General features: G+C 67.6%; 12 protein-coding genes. 11 read left to right on the forward strand and 1 reads right to left on the reverse strand.

The features are described from left to right. Window positions 1-2 precede the first annotated feature (2 nt). From DDE10_RS02000 to DDE10_RS02050, 11 genes are all read left to right on the forward strand, one after another. On the forward strand, window positions 3-773 hold the full coding sequence (locus tag DDE10_RS02000; protein ID WP_114951038.1) for a hypothetical protein: 771 nt from the start codon (window positions 3-5) through the stop codon (window positions 771-773). 187 nt (window positions 774-960) lie between these two features. Further along, window positions 961-1767 (forward strand): fimbrial biogenesis chaperone, encoded by an 807-nt coding sequence (locus DDE10_RS02005; RefSeq protein WP_114951039.1) that lies wholly within the window; start codon window positions 961-963, stop codon window positions 1765-1767. Further along, window positions 1764-4415: a hypothetical protein gene (locus DDE10_RS02010; RefSeq protein WP_284734383.1), complete on the forward strand. Its 2652-nt coding sequence runs from the start codon at window positions 1764-1766 to the stop codon at window positions 4413-4415. The genes DDE10_RS02005 and DDE10_RS02010 overlap by 4 nt, the downstream gene beginning before the upstream one ends. Next, window positions 4412-5317, forward strand: coding sequence for a hypothetical protein (locus DDE10_RS23700; RefSeq protein WP_284734384.1), 906 nt, complete (start codon window positions 4412-4414; stop codon window positions 5315-5317). The genes DDE10_RS02010 and DDE10_RS23700 overlap by 4 nt, the downstream gene beginning before the upstream one ends. A 152-nt stretch (window positions 5318-5469) precedes the next feature. Continuing rightward, window positions 5470-5883, forward strand: coding sequence for a hypothetical protein (locus DDE10_RS02020; RefSeq protein WP_284734385.1), 414 nt, complete (start codon window positions 5470-5472; stop codon window positions 5881-5883). Window positions 5884-5958: 75 nt separating this feature from the next. Beyond that, window positions 5959-6510 (forward strand): hypothetical protein, encoded by a 552-nt coding sequence (locus tag DDE10_RS02025; protein ID WP_114951040.1) that lies wholly within the window; start codon window positions 5959-5961, stop codon window positions 6508-6510. A 485-nt stretch (window positions 6511-6995) separates the two neighbouring features. Further along, the gene (gene proS / locus DDE10_RS02030; protein ID WP_114951041.1) at window positions 6996-8300 is read left to right on the forward strand and encodes a proline--tRNA ligase; all 1305 of its coding nucleotides are present in this window, start codon (window positions 6996-6998) and stop codon (window positions 8298-8300) included. A gap of 148 nt (window positions 8301-8448) precedes the next feature. Further along, window positions 8449-9699 carry a lipoprotein-releasing ABC transporter permease subunit gene (locus DDE10_RS02035; protein ID WP_114951042.1) on the forward strand — a complete coding sequence of 417 codons (1251 nt, stop codon included), beginning with the start codon at window positions 8449-8451 and terminating at the stop codon, window positions 9697-9699. Between the two features lie 8 nt (window positions 9700-9707). Continuing rightward, the gene (locus DDE10_RS02040; RefSeq protein ID WP_114951685.1) at window positions 9708-10430 is read left to right on the forward strand and encodes an ABC transporter ATP-binding protein; all 723 of its coding nucleotides are present in this window, start codon (window positions 9708-9710) and stop codon (window positions 10428-10430) included. Window positions 10431-10505: 75 nt separating this feature from the next. After that, window positions 10506-14117, forward strand: a complete 3612-nt coding sequence (gene dnaE / locus DDE10_RS02045; RefSeq protein ID WP_114951686.1) for a DNA polymerase III subunit alpha — start codon at window positions 10506-10508, stop codon at window positions 14115-14117. Between the two features lie 124 nt (window positions 14118-14241). Continuing rightward, window positions 14242-15876, forward strand: a complete 1635-nt coding sequence (locus DDE10_RS02050) for a long-chain fatty acid--CoA ligase (protein ID WP_114951043.1) — start codon at window positions 14242-14244, stop codon at window positions 15874-15876. Between the two features lie 40 nt (window positions 15877-15916). On the opposite strand, the gene DDE10_RS02055 is transcribed toward DDE10_RS02050, so the two are convergent. After that, window positions 15917-16747: a phytanoyl-CoA dioxygenase family protein gene (locus tag DDE10_RS02055; RefSeq protein ID WP_284734386.1), complete on the reverse strand. Its 831-nt coding sequence runs from the start codon at window positions 16745-16747 to the stop codon at window positions 15917-15919. Window positions 16748-16771 lie beyond the last annotated feature (24 nt).

A 16771-nucleotide genomic window follows, 5' to 3' on the forward strand; every position in this document is an offset into this window, starting at 1 on the left:
TCATGAAGAAGATCCTCCGCGGCACCGTCGCCGCCATCGCCATGGTCGCCTTTGCCGGCACCGCCGCTGCGCAGACCAACCAGCGCCATTATGCCGCAACCGTTCCGGTCTTCGGCGGTGTCACGCTGACCAACCCGAGCGGCTTCCTCGGCGGTCTCGCCCAGGCGGCATTCGAGGGCGCCATCCTGTTCGGTGTCGGCACCCGCTACACCGCCACCGCCGACGCTCCGTCGGATTCGGAGACGGCCACCCCGACGGTGAGCGTCGCCTTCAACCTGAGCGGCTCGGTCAATCGCGACTGCTCGTTCTACGCCGGCAACAGCGCCAGCGCCCGCAACATCAACTTCGGCGTGATCGGTGTCCGCACCGGCAACAACGAGAATGTCAGCGACGCGTTCGAGATGGTCGGCCCGGCCGAGGCCGAGATCGAGAGCCTGACCGCGGGCTGCAACTTCAACAACACCGTCTCGCTCGCCAAGACCAACGGCAATGCCGGCATGGTGAACGCGAACCCGGGCGGCTATGACAGCGACGAGTTCCAGGCGAACATCCCCTACCAGGTGGCGGCGTCCTGGACCGGCATCGGCCTCAACCAGGTCGGCCCCGGCCAGGGCCAGGCGCTGAACGTTGCGACCACTCAGGGCAGCAACACGATCAGCCAGGGCGCGTGGCGTTCGGACTTCGAGCTCGAGATCGAGGCTCCGGTCGCTGCCAAGGCCCTGGTCGCCGGCAACTACACCGACACCCTGACGCTCACGCTGCAGGCGCTCTGATCGAAAGCTCGATCCAAGGAGGAAGGGGAAAGCGCGTTCTTTCCCCTTCCTTCATTTTTCGCGGGCTAGGGCATCGGCCGGAACGGGTGGGGGGCCGCGTTCCTGGGGCGATGAACCGGCAGACCGGCACGGGCGCGCCAATGGCTGCCGTGCCTCGGTTGCCGGCTTCTCGAGCGGGATGGGGAAGATGAAAGCGTATCTGTATATCTCTCGCGCCTGGCGCGCGGCCCTTGCGGCGATGGTGCTGGCGGTGATCGCTTCCGCCACCGCTTATGCCATGCGCGTCTCGCCCATGGTCCTCGAGATGGAGACCCGCGGCTCCAATGCGGTCGCGCGGCTCGAGGTGCAGAATCTCAATCAGGCGAACCTCGCTTTCGAGACCCGTATCACCCGCATGAATTTCGACGAGAACGGCAACATCGTCGAGACGCCGGCCGACGAGGAATTCCTCGTCTTCCCGCCGCAGGGCGTGCTGCCGCCGGGCGGGCGCCAGGTCGTCCGACTGCAATGGGTCGGCGACGCCGATCTCGCCGCCTCCCAGGCTTATTATGTCGCCGTGCGGCAGCTTCCCGTGTCGCTCGACCCGTCGGCCGCCGAAGGCGTCGGCGCCCAGGTCCAGATCGTCTACCACATGAAGGCGCTCGTCGTCGTCGCCCCTCCCGGCGCGACCCCCAATGTCGAGGCCCTTGCCGTCCGGCCGATCCAGTTCCAGCCGCCGGCGGAGAGCGAGGGGGCGCCGCTGCCGCCGACCGTGCCCGGCGTCGAGGTCGTCCTGCGCAATAGCGGTCGTCGCCATGCGATGATGGCCGGGCTCGGCTGGCGTTTCGAAGGGACCAGCGCCACCGGCGAGCGGGTGCGGATCGAAGTGACGCCCGAAGAGCTCAATCGCACCCTCGGCACCGGTTACGTGCCGGCGCTCGGAGAGCGTACCTTCCGGCTGCCGCTGGTCGACGCCTTCGGCTCGGAGCCCATCCGACTCAGCTTCATACGGTGACGCGGTCGGTCCGCCTTCTCTGCGCGGTCGCGCTGTCCGCCCTCTGGGCGGCGGAAGGCCATGCCCAGGTTTCGGTGCCTCTGCCCAACCCGCGGCAGGAGCCGCCGGCCCCGCCGCCGGCGCAGGAAGTGCGCCCGCCGCAGAGTGCGGCGCCGGCCGCGCCGGACGGTTCGCCCGCGGATCAGCCGCAGACGAGCGTGCCGCTGCCGACGGTGGGCCAGCAGCGTGTGCCGATCGGACGTCACGGTCGGCCCGACATCAATCCCTACGAGCGCGACATCGACATGACGGTGCCGCTCACCTTCCGGAACCGCAATCTCGGCGACATACCCGTCCGGCTGACTTACGATGATCGGCTGCTCGTCGAGACCGAGACGTTCCTGCGGCTGATCCGTCCGCTGCTCAACCCGCCTGCGCAGGAGAGCATCGCCGGCCAGCTCGGGACGCTGACCACCTTTTCCGTCGAGGACCTGGCGGCGACCGGCGTCTCGCTCGAATATGATCCGGGCAGCCTTTCCGTCGTCGTCTTGCTCATCGATCCCAGCCAGCGCGCGGTCGAGCAGCTCTTCTCGCCGCCCGCGGACGACCGCGATGATGTCGCGCTCGAGCCGGCGGGCTTCTCCGGCTACCTCAACGTCAACGTCGTCGGCAGCTATTTCTGGGAGAGGGAGGACCTCACCCGGCCGACCCTTAATTTCAACGGCGCGCTGCGATTCGGGCAAGTGGTGTTCGAAGGCGACGGCGAGTTCGCCGAGGAACTCGGCCTCAATGCCTCGCGCTACCAGTTCGAACGCAATTATGCGCGGCTCGTCTATGACCAGCCGGAGGAGTTCCGCCGCTGGTTTCTCGGCGATCTCGATCCGGAGACGCGCGGGCAGCAGACATTCGTCCAGATCGGCGGCATCGGCGTCCTGCGCCAGCGCCGCCGCTTCAACGATTTCCGCTCGGCCGTCCTCCAGGCGAACCGGCAGCTCGTCCTTCAGCGGGAATCGACGGTGCGCTTCCTGCGCAACGGCGTGCTCTACCGGGAATTGCGGCTCGACCCCGGATCCTATGATTTCAGTTCGCTGCCGCTGCTCACCGGCAGCAACGACATCCAGATCGAGGTCCGCGACAGCAGCGGCTTCGTCCAGAACCTGAACTACCAATCCTATCTCGACCCGATCGATCTCGATCCGGGCGACTACGAATATGCCGCCTATATCGGCCCGACCAGCCGGACCTTCGGCCGCTCGCCCGATTATGATGGCCCGGTCGCCTTCTCCGGCTTCTTCCGCAAGGCCTTCTTCAACCGGCCGGCCATTGGCGTCGGCTTGCAGGCCAGCCGGCAGGTGCAGACCCTTACCGGCCAGACCCAGTTCGTTCTTCGCAACGGCGGCCGCATCCTTGTCGATGGCGGCCTCAGCCATTCGCGCGACGTCGGCGAGGGTTTCTCCGCGGGCGTCGCCTACGATCACCTGATCGACCGTGGCGGCCTGATCGACACCTTCACGATCCGCGCCGACTATCTCTCGCGCAACTTCGCCAGCCTCGGCAATCCCGAGGCGCTGAACTCGACCTCGTGGAGCCTCAGCAGCCAGTATACGCGGTCGATCAGCTACAATCTGACCCTGCTGCTCAACGCGTCCTACATCCGGGGCCGCGATACCGTCGGCAACAGCTACCGTATGGGCGCGCAGCTCAACTACCGAATCTCGCCCGAATGGAGCCTTCGCGGCGGTATCGACTATACCAAATATCCGACGGCCTTCGCCGATACCAACGGCCTCGGCTTCAGCGTCGCGGTGGTGTTCCAACCCGGCTACCGACGCCGTGCCGAGGCGCGCTACCAGAGCAGCACCGACACGGCCGAGCTCTCCTACGTCCAGACCGGGCTGAACCAGCTCGGCAGCCTGGGCTTCGGCGGAGTGGTCACCCGCCAGGATGGCGATCTGACGGGCCAGGCCTTTGCCGACTATACGGCCAACCGGTTCGATGCCTCGATCAGTCACGCCGCCTTCGGCCAGGGACTCTCCTCCTTCGGCGAGTTCAATGTCACGACCGCGCGCGTCGGCACCTCGATCGCGTTCGCCGATGGCGTGTTTGGAGTCGGGCGGCGGATCAACGACAGCTTCATGCTGCTCTATCCGCACGAGAATCTCGGCGACCGCAGCGTCGTGGCCGGCCAGTCGCTCGCCAGCAACGACTATATCGGGCGCAGCGGCGACCTTGGCGCGGCCGTGAACAACTTCCTCGGCTCCTATATCCGCCAGTCGGTGCAGTATGACGTCGAGGATCCGCCCGCCGGCTACGATGTCGGGCCGGGCGTGGTCCGGGTGCGGCCGCCTTATCGAAGCGGCTATGCCTATCGCGTCGGCACCGACGCCTTCGTCAGCGCGATCGGGACCTTGCGCCTCCCGAACAACCAGCCGGTCTCGCTGGTCGGCGGGCGCGTGACCGCCATCGGCGAGCCGGTCACGGAACCGGTGCCCTTCTTCACGAATTCCGTCGGTCGTTTCGCCATCGCCAACCTGCTGCCCGGGCGACGCTACCGTGTCGAGGTTTACGGGGATCCGCGGACCTTCGAGTTCGAGGTGCCGCAAAATTCAGACGGCCTCGTCAATCTCGAAGTGGTAACGTTCGGCAGACCAGCTCAGGAGAGTCGATGATGGGTCATCCATTGAAAATCGCCGCCGCCGCCGCCGCGGCTCTGCTGCTGGCGATTCCGGCCCAGGCCCAGCAGGCCTCGTGTCGCCTGCGTATAGACGCCAACCCTTCGAGCTGGATCATCAACGGCTACGATCCTTTCGCGAACAACGAGCCGTCGGGCAATTTCGACCTCATCTTCACCAATGACGGCGACGCGGAATGCGTCTTCTACCCGATCTTCATCCTCGATCAGGAGCCGTTCGGCCTGCGTTCCATCTCGGGTGGCCGCGCCAATTACGGCGTGGTCGACCTTTTCGGCGGCTATGACGCGACACCGGTCGGCGGTCGCACCCGGCGTCAAGTGAGCCGCCGCAGCGTCGCCGTGCCGCCGCGCGGCCAGCAGGTCGTCCAGTACCGCCTCATCGTCGACGAGGCCGGCCTGTCCCGATCGGGACTGCACGAGCAGCGCGTCGAGCTCCAGGCGGAGGATCTGGAAGGCGTTCCGATCACCAGCCGCCAACTCGTCCTTGGCGTCGACGTGCTTCCGTCCGCGACGCTGGGCCTGTCGGGGGCCTTCCGCCTCAACAACGGTCAGGCGCAGGTCGATCTCGGCGAGCTCCAGGAAGGCGTGGCCGAAGTGCCGCTGCAATTGCGGGTCCAGAGCACGGGCCCCTACAAGCTGACGCTCGAATCGATGAACAACGGCCGTCTGGTCCTGCCCGGTACCGACTGGTTCGTGTCCTATGGCCTCGCCCTCGGCGGCCAGTCGATCACGCTTTCGGGCGGACGCGGCGAGTATACCGGGACCACGCCCAACATGCATCAGGACTCGCTCGCCGTCCGTTTCCAGATCGGCGACGTCTCCGACCGTCGCGCCGGAATCTATCGCGACATCATTTCGGTCGCCGTCTCGCCGCTCTGATCTCGCGAATGACTTGATCGGTAGCTTTGACGGTGAATAGTGCTTTAACCACGACGGAAGCCTTGTCGCGGTCGATTCGACCTTAACCATTTCCAAAGATTCCGGCGTTACTTCCCCCGTTGACGAAGACTTTCGTTAACGGTGAGGTGCGTATGCTTCGTAAGATCGTGCTGGGCGCGACGGCCTTGGCTCTCACTGCGTCCCCCGCGTCGGTCGGCGCGGAAACCTTTGGATTTAACCTCAGCCTGACCGTCCCGGTCGTCTGCGAAATCCGGTTCAGGCCGCTGGGAGCTGTCGGCGAGGCGCCCCAGGGTGTCCCGCTCGGGCAGATCAACGAGTTCTGCAACGCGCCGGGCGGCTACGAGCTCGTCGTCAATTACGAACCCGGATCGATGCAGGGCGCCGTCATCTCTGCGGGAGAAGATCAGGTCGTTCTCAACGGCTCCGGACAGGCCGTGCTCAGCCGCTCGCCCGGCCCTCGCAATCGCGCTCGCGTGCTGAGCGCGACTCCGGGGGCGCAAGGCTTCGACACCGACCGCCTCGACCTGCGGCTGCAGCCCGTCTGAGACGGTCGACGCGGCCGAGTGCTCGGCGCTCGAATTTTCGCTAGTCTGTGCTTCCCGATCTGAAGGGGGGAGCACGTGTCGCACCAGCATGAGAGTAGCCCCGAGGATGGTGGCTGGTCGGGTCGCCGACTCGCCGACGCCGATCCCGGGCTGAACCTGCGCCCGGCGTGGCGGCTTGCCGACCCGGCGATCGAGGCGGACGCCATCGCCTTCTGGCATCGATTGAACCTGCTCCCGCCCAGGACGGGCGCGGACGAGCGAGTCCGCCAGCTCGCCGCCGCCGCCTATCGCGACGGGAGGCTGATCGCCGTCGCTACCGTCTATCTCGAATATTTCGCCCAGTTGCGCGGCAACTTCGCCTGGTATCGCTGCGCGGTGGATCCAGAGCATCGCCGCGACCTCGCTTCCACCGCCATCACCGTCTTCACCCGCGACGTCCTCGAGCGCTGGTCGGCCGAAAATCCCGAGGAAGCCGTGCTCGGCCTTGCCGCGGTGATCGAGAGCCGCGCGCTCGCCGACCGCCGGCGCGATCCGGTCTGGGCGAATACCGGGCTCAACCTGGTCGGCCACAATGTCAGAGGCGAGCAGATCCGCGTGGCCTGGTTCGCCCACGCGCGCGTCGAGTGATGTCGGTTTCTCCGAGACCATCCGACCTCGTTGCCCGAGCGACTGGGGAAGGCGCCCAAACGACAAGTGCCCGGCTCTTTCGAGCCGGGCACCCGTAAGACGGCGTGAGCCGTCTACCCCCTTTGTGACGCTTCGTCCCGCGCACCCCTCCTACCTCGCAAAGGAGAAGCGGGGCCGAAGCTCCCCGAACCAGGCCATAAGTCCTTGGTTGCGTGGAAAACACGGTATGGAGGGATGCCGCCATTGTCACGCCCTTGTTCATCTGCCGGACACTTTGCGGGCCGCTGTGGCGCCGTTGCCACAAAGGGTTGCAGGACTAGACTGATAGGCGCTCGCAACTAGAGCGATTTCCAGTCGGATGGGATCATCCGGACGACTCGGAAATCGCGACATATCCAGGGGCGCTCGGGCGCCGGCGCGGTTGCCTTGATCCGGACGCGCCCGTAGAGACCGGGCACCCTTTCGCACTGGAACCATGCCCGCTCATGCGCCTCACTCGCTACTTCCTGCCTGTCATGAAGGAGACGCCGGCCGACGCCCAGATCGTCAGCCATAAGCTGATGCTCCGCGCCGGCCTGATCCGGCAGACCGCCGCCGGCATCTATGCCTGGCTGCCGCTCGGCCTTCGCGTGCTCAAGCGGATCGAGCAGATCGTGCGCGAGGAGCAGGACCGGGCTGGCGCGGTCGAGTTGCTGATGCCGACCGTCCAGTCGGCCGACCTGTGGCGCCAGTCGGGCCGATACGACGCCTACGGGCCGGAAATGCTCCGCTTCACCGACCGGCACGACCGCGAGATGCTCTACGGTCCCACCAACGAGGAGATGATCACCGGCATCTTCCGGGACGCCGTCCGCTCCTATCGCGACCTGCCGCGCACCCTCTATCACATCCAGTGGAAGTTCCGCGACGAGATCCGCCCGCGCTTCGGCGTGATGCGCGGGCGCGAGTTCCTGATGAAGGATGCGTACAGCTTCGACCTGGACGAGGCCGGTCTCAAGGCCAGCTACGAGGCGATGTTCGTCGCCTATCTGCGCACCTTCGCGCGAATGGGGTTGCAGGCGGTGCCGGTGCGGGCGCCGACCGGGCCGATCGGCGGCGACCTTTCCCACGAATTCCACATCCTCGCCGATACCGGGGAGAGCGCGCTCTTCTACGACGCCGCCATCGACGAGGTGTCGCGCGAGGAGCTGCTCGCCGCCGACGCCTCGACCATCGCTCGCCTTACCGGACTCTATGCGATGGAGGAGGAGGAGCATGCCAAGGTCGCCGACTGCCCGGTCCCGGCCGAGCGGCTGCGCAGCCGCCGCGGCATCGAGGTCGGTCACATCTTCGCCTTCGGCACCAAGTACAGCGCCAGCATGGGGCTCGCCATCCAGACTCCGGACGGCGGCCAGGTCCATCCGCAGATGGGCAGCTACGGCGTCGGCGTCTCGCGGCTGATGGGCGCGATCATGGAGGCAAGCCACGACGCGAGCGGCATCGTCTGGCCGGAGAGCGTCGCCCCCTTCAAGGTCGGCCTCGTCAACATGCGCGCCGACGACGGCAACGTCACCAGCGCCGCCGACGAGCTGTACGGCAAGCTTCAGGGCGCCGGCGTCGAGACACTCTACGACGATCGCGACGAGCGCGGCGGCGCCAAGTTCGCCACCATGGACCTGATCGGCCTGCCCTGGCAGCTCGTCGTCGGCCCCAAGGGGCTGGAGAAAGGCGTCGTCGAGCTGAAGCGCCGCGCCACCGGCGAGCGCGAGGAATTGAGCCTCGAAAGCGCGCTGGCGAGGCTGGCGGAGTGACGGGCCCTCACCCTCCCACCTGCCTGCGGCAGGCGGGCCCCTCCCTCTCCCGCGAGGGGAGAGGGATTGAAGGGCGCGCGGGGCCAGCCCCTCTCCCATTTCGGGAGAGGGAGGGGCCCATCGCGCCAGCGAGGGGAGGGTGAGGGCAGTGCTGCTTTCCCGTTACGAACGGATGATTGCCCGGCGCTATCTGCTGCCGGGGAAGGGCGAGGGCTTCATCTTCCTCGTCGCCGGCATCAGCCTGGTCGCGGTCATGCTCGGCGTCGCCGCCCTGATCATCGTGATGAGCGTGATGAACGGCTTTCGCGCTGAGCTGTTCGACAAGGTGGTCGGCCTCAACGGTCATGCCGTCATCCAGACTTATGGCAACCGGATCGAGAATTGGCGGCCGATCCTCGAACGGGCGCGCGCCACGCCGGGCGTGACCGACGCGTCGGCGCTGATCGAGCAGCCCTTGATGGCGACCAACCAGGGCCGGGTCGAAGCGATCCTGCTGCGCGGCGTTCCGCGCGCGGACATCCTCGCCAATCCGACGATGACCCGCGGCGTCCTCGCCGGCTCGCTCGCCGAGCTCCGGCCGGGCAGCGACAATGTCGCGATCGGTTCCCAGCTCGCCCAATTGCTCGGCCTGCATGTCGGCAGCAGCATCACCATCGTCTCGCCGCAGGGGCGCACGACGCCGTTCGGCACCGTGCCGCGCATCGTCGACTACCGGGTCGCCGCGATCTTCGAGGTTGGCCTCTACGATTTCGACCGGGCTTTCGTCGTCATGCCGATCGAGGAGGCGCAGAGCTTCCTGCTGATGGGCGACGCCGTCCAGATGATCGAGATCACGACCACCGACGCCGACCGGGTCCAGGAGATATTGGCGCCGCTCTCCGCCTCGCTGGGCAGCCGCGCGGTCGTCCAGGACTGGCGCTCGCTCAACTCTGCCTTGTTCGAGGCGCTCCAGGTCGAACGGGTGGCGATGTTCGTCGTCCTGTCGATCATCGTCCTCGTCGCGGTGTTCAACATCCTCTCCTCGCTGATCATGCTGGTCCGCGCCAAGACCCGCGACATTGCGATCCTTCGGACGATGGGGGCGACCCGGTCGGGCCTGATGAAGGTATTCATGACCGTCGGCGTCACCATCGGCGTGCTCGGCATTCTCGCCGGCGTGGGTCTCGGCGCCTTCTTCCTCTCCTACCGCCAGGCGGTCGTGCGCTTCGTCCAGTGGGTGACGGGCCAGAATCTGTGGGATCCGTCGGTCCGCTTCCTCACCGAGCTTCCCTCCAAGACCGATCCGTTCGAGGTCGCCGCGATCGTGGCGATGGCGCTGGTTCTGAGCTTCCTCGCCACGCTTTATCCAGCCTGGAAGGCGGCGAGCACGGATCCGGTCCAGGTGCTGCGCTATGAGTGAGCGACGCCGTGACTGACGCCGCTCAACGCGCCGGCCAGCGCCCTTCCGCCACGCCCGGCCCCGACGCCGTCCTCGCCGTCCGCGGTCTTCGCCGCAGCTTCGAGCAGGCGGGAGTGCGGATCGACGTTCTGCGCGGCATCGACCTCGACGTCCGCCGGGGCGAGATCGTCGCCCTGCTCGGGCCGTCCGGTTCGGGCAAGTCGACCTTCCTGCAGGCGGTCGGCCTGCTCGAGGGTGGCTTCGAAGGCTCGATCCGGATCGGGGGCGAGGAGGTGGCCGAGCTCAGCGACGCCAACCGCACCCGCGTCCGCCGCGACACTCTCGGCTTCGTCTATCAGTTCCACCATCTGCTGCCGGACTTCACCGCGGCCGAGAACGTGATCATCCCGCAGCTCGTTCGCGGCGCCAGCCGCGCCGACGCGCAGGCGCGGGCCGAGGCGCTGCTCGGAGTCCTCGGGCTCGCCGAGCGGCTGACCCATCGGCCGAGCAAGCTCTCCGGCGGCGAGCAACAGCGCGTCGCCGTCGCCCGGGCGCTGGCGAACCGGCCGGCTTTGGTCCTCGCCGACGAGCCCACCGGCAATCTCGACGAAGCCACCGCCGACATCGTCTTCGCGGAATTCCTCCGCCTCGTCCGCGAGGAGGGCAGCGCCGCTTTGGTGGCGACGCACAATGAGCGTATCGCCGCCAAGATGGACCGGGTGCTGCGGCTCCACGACGGCCGGCTGGAGTAAAGCTCCCCCGCGATTCCTGTGGACAATCCGCCGTCCAGCCTTTTCCCGGCGCCGCCGACCGACCATAACCGGTCCATGTCCTCGGCCCCCTATGTCCCGCTTCGAATCTTCTCCAGCTACACGATGCTCGAAGGGGCGATCGATCCGAAGGCGGCGGCGAAGCAGGCCAAGAAGCTGGAATTCCCGGCGGCGGCGCTGACCGATCGCAACGGCCTCTATGCGGCCATGGCCTTCACCGATGCCTGCCTCGGCGAAGGCGTTCAGCCGGTCATCGGCACCTTTCTCGGCGTCGCCCGGCCCGGCACCCCGGCGGGCAAGCCGATCATCGTCGACTGGCTGGCCCTCTACGCGCAGGACGAGGCCGGTTACCGGAATCTATGCGGGCTGGTTTCCTCCGCCCATCTCGATCGTCCGGTCGAGGAGGAAGCGCATGTCACGCTCGAATCGATGTCCGGGCGCACCGACGGCCTCCTCGCCCTCACCGGCGGCGGGGAGGGGGCGCTCGCCCGCCTGGTCGCGCACGGCCAGGACCAGGAGGCGGCGGCCCTCGCCGACCGGCTTCAGGCGCTGTTCCCCGCGCGTCTCTATGTCGAGCTCAGCCGGCGCGGCGATCCGGTCGAGCAGGCCGCGGAGGCCGGCCTGATCGACCTCGCTTACGCCCGCGATCTGCCGCTGGTCGCGACCAATCCGGCAGCCTATGCCGAGCCCGCCTTCCACCGCGCGCATGATGCGATGCTGTGCATCGCCCAGTCGAGCCAGATCGACCGCGACGACCGCGCCCGCTCGTCCTCCGAAGCCTGGCTGAAGCCGGCAATGGACATGCGCAGCCTGTTCGCCGACCTGCCCGAGGCGATCGCCAACACCGCGATCGTCGCGCGGCGCTGCGCCGTCGGGGCGCCCAAGCGCAAGCCGATCCTGCCGCGCAGCGCGGGCGACGTCGACGCCGAGGCCGACCAGCTGCGCCGCGACGCCCATGCCGGACTCGTCGCACGGCTTCGGCGCTATCAGGATCGACCCTCCTCCCTTGTGGGAGAGGGCAGGGAGGGGGGTGCCGGCCCGGAGGGCCGGCACGCGGCGGAGCCGCGCACCCCCACCCCCGACCCCTCCCGACAAGGGGGAGGGGCTGGCGCTTCATCGCTCGAGGAGCGTTATGCCGAATATTTCGCCCGCCTCGACTTCGAGATCGACGTCATCGTCCGGATGGGCTTTCCGGGTTATTTCCTGATCGTCGCCGACTTCATCAAATGGGCGAAGGAGCATGGCATCCCGGTCGGCCCCGGCCGCGGCTCCGGTGCCGGCTCGGTGGTCGCCTGGGCGCTCACCATCACCGATCTCGATCCGATCAAGCTCGGCCTGCTGTTCGAGCGCTTCCTCAATCCCGAGCGCGTCTCGATGCCGGATTTCGACATCGACTTCTGCGAAACCCGGCGCGGCGAGGTGATCCGCTACGTCCAGGAGCGCTGGGGTGCCGACAAGGTCGCGCAGATCATCACCTTCGGGAAGCTGAAGGCGCGCGCCGTGCTCAAGGACACCGGCCGTGTCCTGCAGATGCCCTATGGCCAGGTCGATCGCCTGGCGAAGCTCGTTCCCAACCATCCCACCGATCCGTGGACACTCGAGCGCGCGCTGAACGGCGTCTCGGAGCTCGCCGAGGAATATCGCGGCGACGCCGACGTCCGCCGGCTGTTCGATCTGGCGATGAAGCTGGAGGGCCTGCCCAGGCACAGCTCGACCCACGCCGCCGGCGTCGTCATCGGCGACCGCCCGCTCGACGAGCTCGTCCCGCTCTACCGCGATCCGCGCTCGGACATGCCGGTCACCCAGTTTGACATGAAGCATGTCGAGGGCGCGGGCCTCGTCAAGTTCGACTTTCTCGGCCTCAAGACCCTGTCGGTGCTGCGCAAGGCGGTCGACATGCTGCGCAAGCGGGGCGTCGAGGCGGATCTCGATCGGCTCGCCTGGGACGATCCGGAAGTCTATGCCCTGCTCCAGCGCGGCGAGACGGTGGGCGTGTTCCAGCTCGAATCGGAAGGCATGCGGCGCACGCTCGCCGCGGTGAAGCCGACCAATTTCGGCGACATCATCGCGCTCGTCTCGCTCTACCGGCCCGGCCCGATGGACAATATCCCCAGCTTCGGCGCCCGCAAGAACGGCCGCGAGCCGATCGAATATCCCCATCCGATGCTCGAGAAGGTGCTCGAGGAGACTTACGGCATCTTCGTCTACCAGGAGCAGGTGATGGAGGCGGCAAAGGTGCTCGCCGGCTACAGCCTCGGCGAGGCGGACCTGCTGCGCCGCGCCATGGGCAAGAAGATCAAGGCGGAGATGGACGCGCAGCGTTCGCGCTTCGTCGAAGGCTGCGCCGCAAACCGGATCGCCGCGCCCAAGGCCAACGAGCTGTTCGACTTGATCGACAAGTTCGCGGGCTACGGCTTCAACAAGAGCCACGCCGCCGCCTACGCCCTGGTGGCCTACCAGACCGCCTGGATGAAGGCGCACCATCCGGTCGAATTCTACGCGGCCTCGATGTGCTTCGACATGCACCAGACCGACAAGCTCGCCATCTTCTGCGAGGACATGCGGCGGATGGAGGTGCCCTGCCTGCCGCCGTCGATCAACGCGAGCGAGGCCGAATTCTCGGTCGAGAAGGCGCAGACGGAGAAAGGGGAGGGCCTCGCCGTCCGCTATGCGCTCGGCGCGCTCAAGGGCGTCGGCGAGCGGGCGATGGAGCTGCTCGTCGAAGAGCGGCGGGCGAACGGGCCGTTCCGAAGCCTGGACGACTTTGCCGGCCGGATCGACCCGAGACTGCTCAATCGCCGCCAGATCGAGAGCCTTGCCGGCGGCGGCGCCTTCGACGACATTTCCGAGCGCTCCGCGGTCTTCGCCGCCGCCGAGACGATCCTCGCCGCGGCGTCCAGCGCGGCCGATGCGCGCGAGAGCGGGCAGGGCGGCCTGTTCGGCGAAGGGCCGGCCAACGTCGTCCCGATCCGCATGCCGGTGAGCGAGACGTGGACGCTGGCCCAGCGCATGGCCCAGGAGAAAGAGAGCTTCGGCTTCTATTTCTCGGCCCACCCCGTCGACAATTACCGCCACCTCGTCGAGGCGCATGGCGCCCGCAGCTTCGCGCAGCTGTGCGCGTTGCCGGCGTCGGCCGAAGGCGGCCGCAGCGGCGCTGTCATGGCCGCCTTGGTCGAGGACACGCGCTGGCGCACCTCGGCGCGCGGCCGCCGCTACATGATGGCGACCCTTTCCGACCCCTCCGGCCAGTTCGAGGCGAGCATCTTCGACGATCCGGTCGCCGAGCAGGTCGCCGCCGCGGCCAAGGCGGGCGCCTGCGCCCTGCTCAACGTCGAGCTCGACCGGCGGCCCGGCGACGAGACGCCGCGAGTCGCCATCCGATCGGTGCAGACCTTCGAGGGACTGTCCCGCCGCACCCGGATGCAGATCGAGGTCGAGGTTGCCGGTCCGGACGTGCTGCCGCGCCTCGCCGAGGCGGTCGCCGGCCATCGCGGCGGCAACGGCCAGCTCCGCCTGCGGGCGAGGGCAGAGGTCGGCGAGGCCGAGATCGTCCTCGGCCGCGACTTCGAAGTCGATGCCGAGCTCGCCGCCCGCCTGGAACGGCTCGAGGGTGTCGCCGCCGTCCGCCTCTCGGTCGTCGAGCCGCCGAGGCTCGCGCTCGTCTCCTAATCGCCTGCCGCCCCGGGTGCGTTGCGGATCAGTATCCGCGGCAAGGCCGTCGCCAGGCGTCGCTTCCGTCGCGCGGGCGAGGCGGATATGCTCGCTCGATAACGACTTGCGAGGAGAGGCGAAGATGCTGGGCGGGATGCAGGATTTCGAGCTTCGCGTGCCGCGGCTGATCGAGCATGCCGAGCGCGAGCATGGCCAGCGCGAGATTGTCACCTGGTGGGCCGACGGCACCACGACGCGAACGAACTGGGCCGGAATCGGGCGCGACGCCCGTCGGCTGGCCCAGGCGTTGGAGAGCCTCGGCATCCGGCGCGGCGAGCGGGTCGCGACGCTGGCGATGAATCACAGCCGCCATCTCGTCGCCTGGTATGGGACGATCGGGATGGGTGGGGTGATCCACACCATCAATCCGCGCCTGTTCGACGAGCAGCTGGTCTACATCGCCAATCACGCCGAGGATAAGGTCCTGCTCTACGACAAGGCCTTCCAGCCGATCGTCGACCGGCTGCGGCCGCAATGGACGTCGATCGCGCATTATGTCTGTTTCGACAGCGACGGCCCCGACTCTTTCGAGGCGCTGATCGCGCCGTTCGAGGGCGACTATCGGTGGGTCGAGGGCTCCGAGCGCGAGCCCTGCATGCTCTGCTACACGAGCGGCACCACTGGAAATCCCAAGGGCGTGCTCTACGAGCACCGTTCGTCGGTCATCCACGCCATGGCCGAGATCGCCCCGGCCTGCTTCGATCTGTCCGCGCAGGCGGTGGCGCTGCCGATCGTGCCGATGTTCCACGCCGCCGCCTGGGGGCTGCCGTTCGCGGGCGCCATGGCCGGGGTCAAGTTCGTCTATTCGGCCGTCAACGATCCGGCGGTGCTGTGCAGCCTGATGAATGAGGAGAAGGTCACCCATTCCGCCGGCGTCCCGACGGTATGGCTGAGCATGTTCCAGTACATGGATGCCACCGGCAGGAAGCCCGAGCATCTCCGCCTGGTGACGATCGGCGGCTCGGCCGCGCCCCGTGCGATGATCGAGCGGCTGATGAGGATGGGCATCCGGGTCGGCCACGCCTGGGGCATGACCGAGACGTCGCCGATCGGCACGATCGGCTCGCCGCCGGCCGATTGGGCGGAGATGGATTTCGGCGGGCAGGTCGATCTCGTCTGCAAGCAGGGACGGGTCCCGTTCGGCGTCGAGCTGCGCGTCGTCGACGACGAGGGGCGGGAGCAGCCGCGGGACGGCAAAAGCTCGGGGCGGCTGCAGATCCGCGGTCCCTGGATCATCAAGCGCTACTTCCAGGACGAGCAGGGAGATTGCGTTGACGAGGAGAATTGGTTCGACACCGGCGACGTCGCCGTCATCCACCCCTGCGGAACGATGCAGATCACCGACCGCTCGAAGGACGTGATCAAGTCCGGCGGCGAGTGGATCAGCTCGGTCGAGCTCGAGAATGCGGCGATGGGCTGCGCCGGCGTCGCCGAGGCAGCGGCGATCGGCGTCCAGCACCCGAAATGGGCCGAGAGGCCACTGCTCCTGGTCGTCCGAAAGGAAGGCAGCGACGTCGACGAAGCGGCGATCCGCGATCATCTCAAGGATCATGTCGCTCGCTGGTGGCTTCCTGATGAGATCCTGTTCGTCGACAGCCTGCCGCACACCGCCACCGGCAAGCTGCTCAAGACGGCCTTGCGCGAGCGGTATAAGGATTATCGGCTCGAGACCGGGGACGACGCGGCGCAGCCGATCGCGGAGGCGGCCCAAGGCTGATCCGGGCCATGCCTGATCCGGGCGATGCCTGACCGTGCGCTCAATAGTCCGGCTCGATCAGCCCCTCGATGACATGATGCTGGACGACCGTCTGGAGGCGGTCGACGACCCGGCAGGTGAGATGGTCCCTGACCCGGGCGGGAAGCGAGTCGAGATAGGCCCGGGTCACCTGGAGGTCATGGTGATGCGCATTGGTCGCGTCGGGCGCGTCGACGCCGACGACCAGGACGGGCCGCGCCGAGTCGGAGACGTTGGCGGTGCCGCGATGGATGGTGAGGGCGGAACGGGCGGAGATGTCGCCGCGCCGCGGCAGCTTTCGCACCCGGCGCTCGCAATAGCGCGGATACAGCGCCTTGGGCGGGAACATGCCGTTGGCATAATCGGACAGGTCGTCCCACTGCGTTCCCAGGGCGATCTCGAAGGCGCCCATTTCGGGGACGGTGTCGACCGCGGTCAGGTTGAACGCCAGCGAGTTCAGCCGCCGTCCCTTCAGCGTCGCTTCCGGCGAGGGGAAATCGCGATGCCAGGGCTGGTCCGCCGCGCCCGGGAAAGGGATGTCGAACCCGATTTCGACGATCCGGTAGTCCGGGCCAAGTACCGCCTCGCACACCGCGACGAACCAGGGATGGGTGACGATGTCGACAAAGCCCCGGATCCGCTCCGGATGGACCTCGACGTAGAAGCGTTCCGGGCCCCGGGGCAGCGCGCCGCCCGGTACCGCCTTCGCTTCGGCGAACAGCGCTTCGATATCCTCGCGCATCCGGTCGGCCCAGTCGGCGCTGAAGGCCCCTTGGAGTGCGATGACGCCGTCGCCATACAGGCCGCCCAGGATAGTGGCGGAGTCATGATCCTGCTGCGGCGATGGCGACACCTTTGGGCTCCCGAGGCTGTCCTG

The organism is Sphingosinicella terrae (assembly GCF_003347635.1).
GTDB classification, from domain to species: Bacteria; Pseudomonadota; Alphaproteobacteria; order Sphingomonadales; family Sphingomonadaceae; genus Allosphingosinicella; species Allosphingosinicella terrae.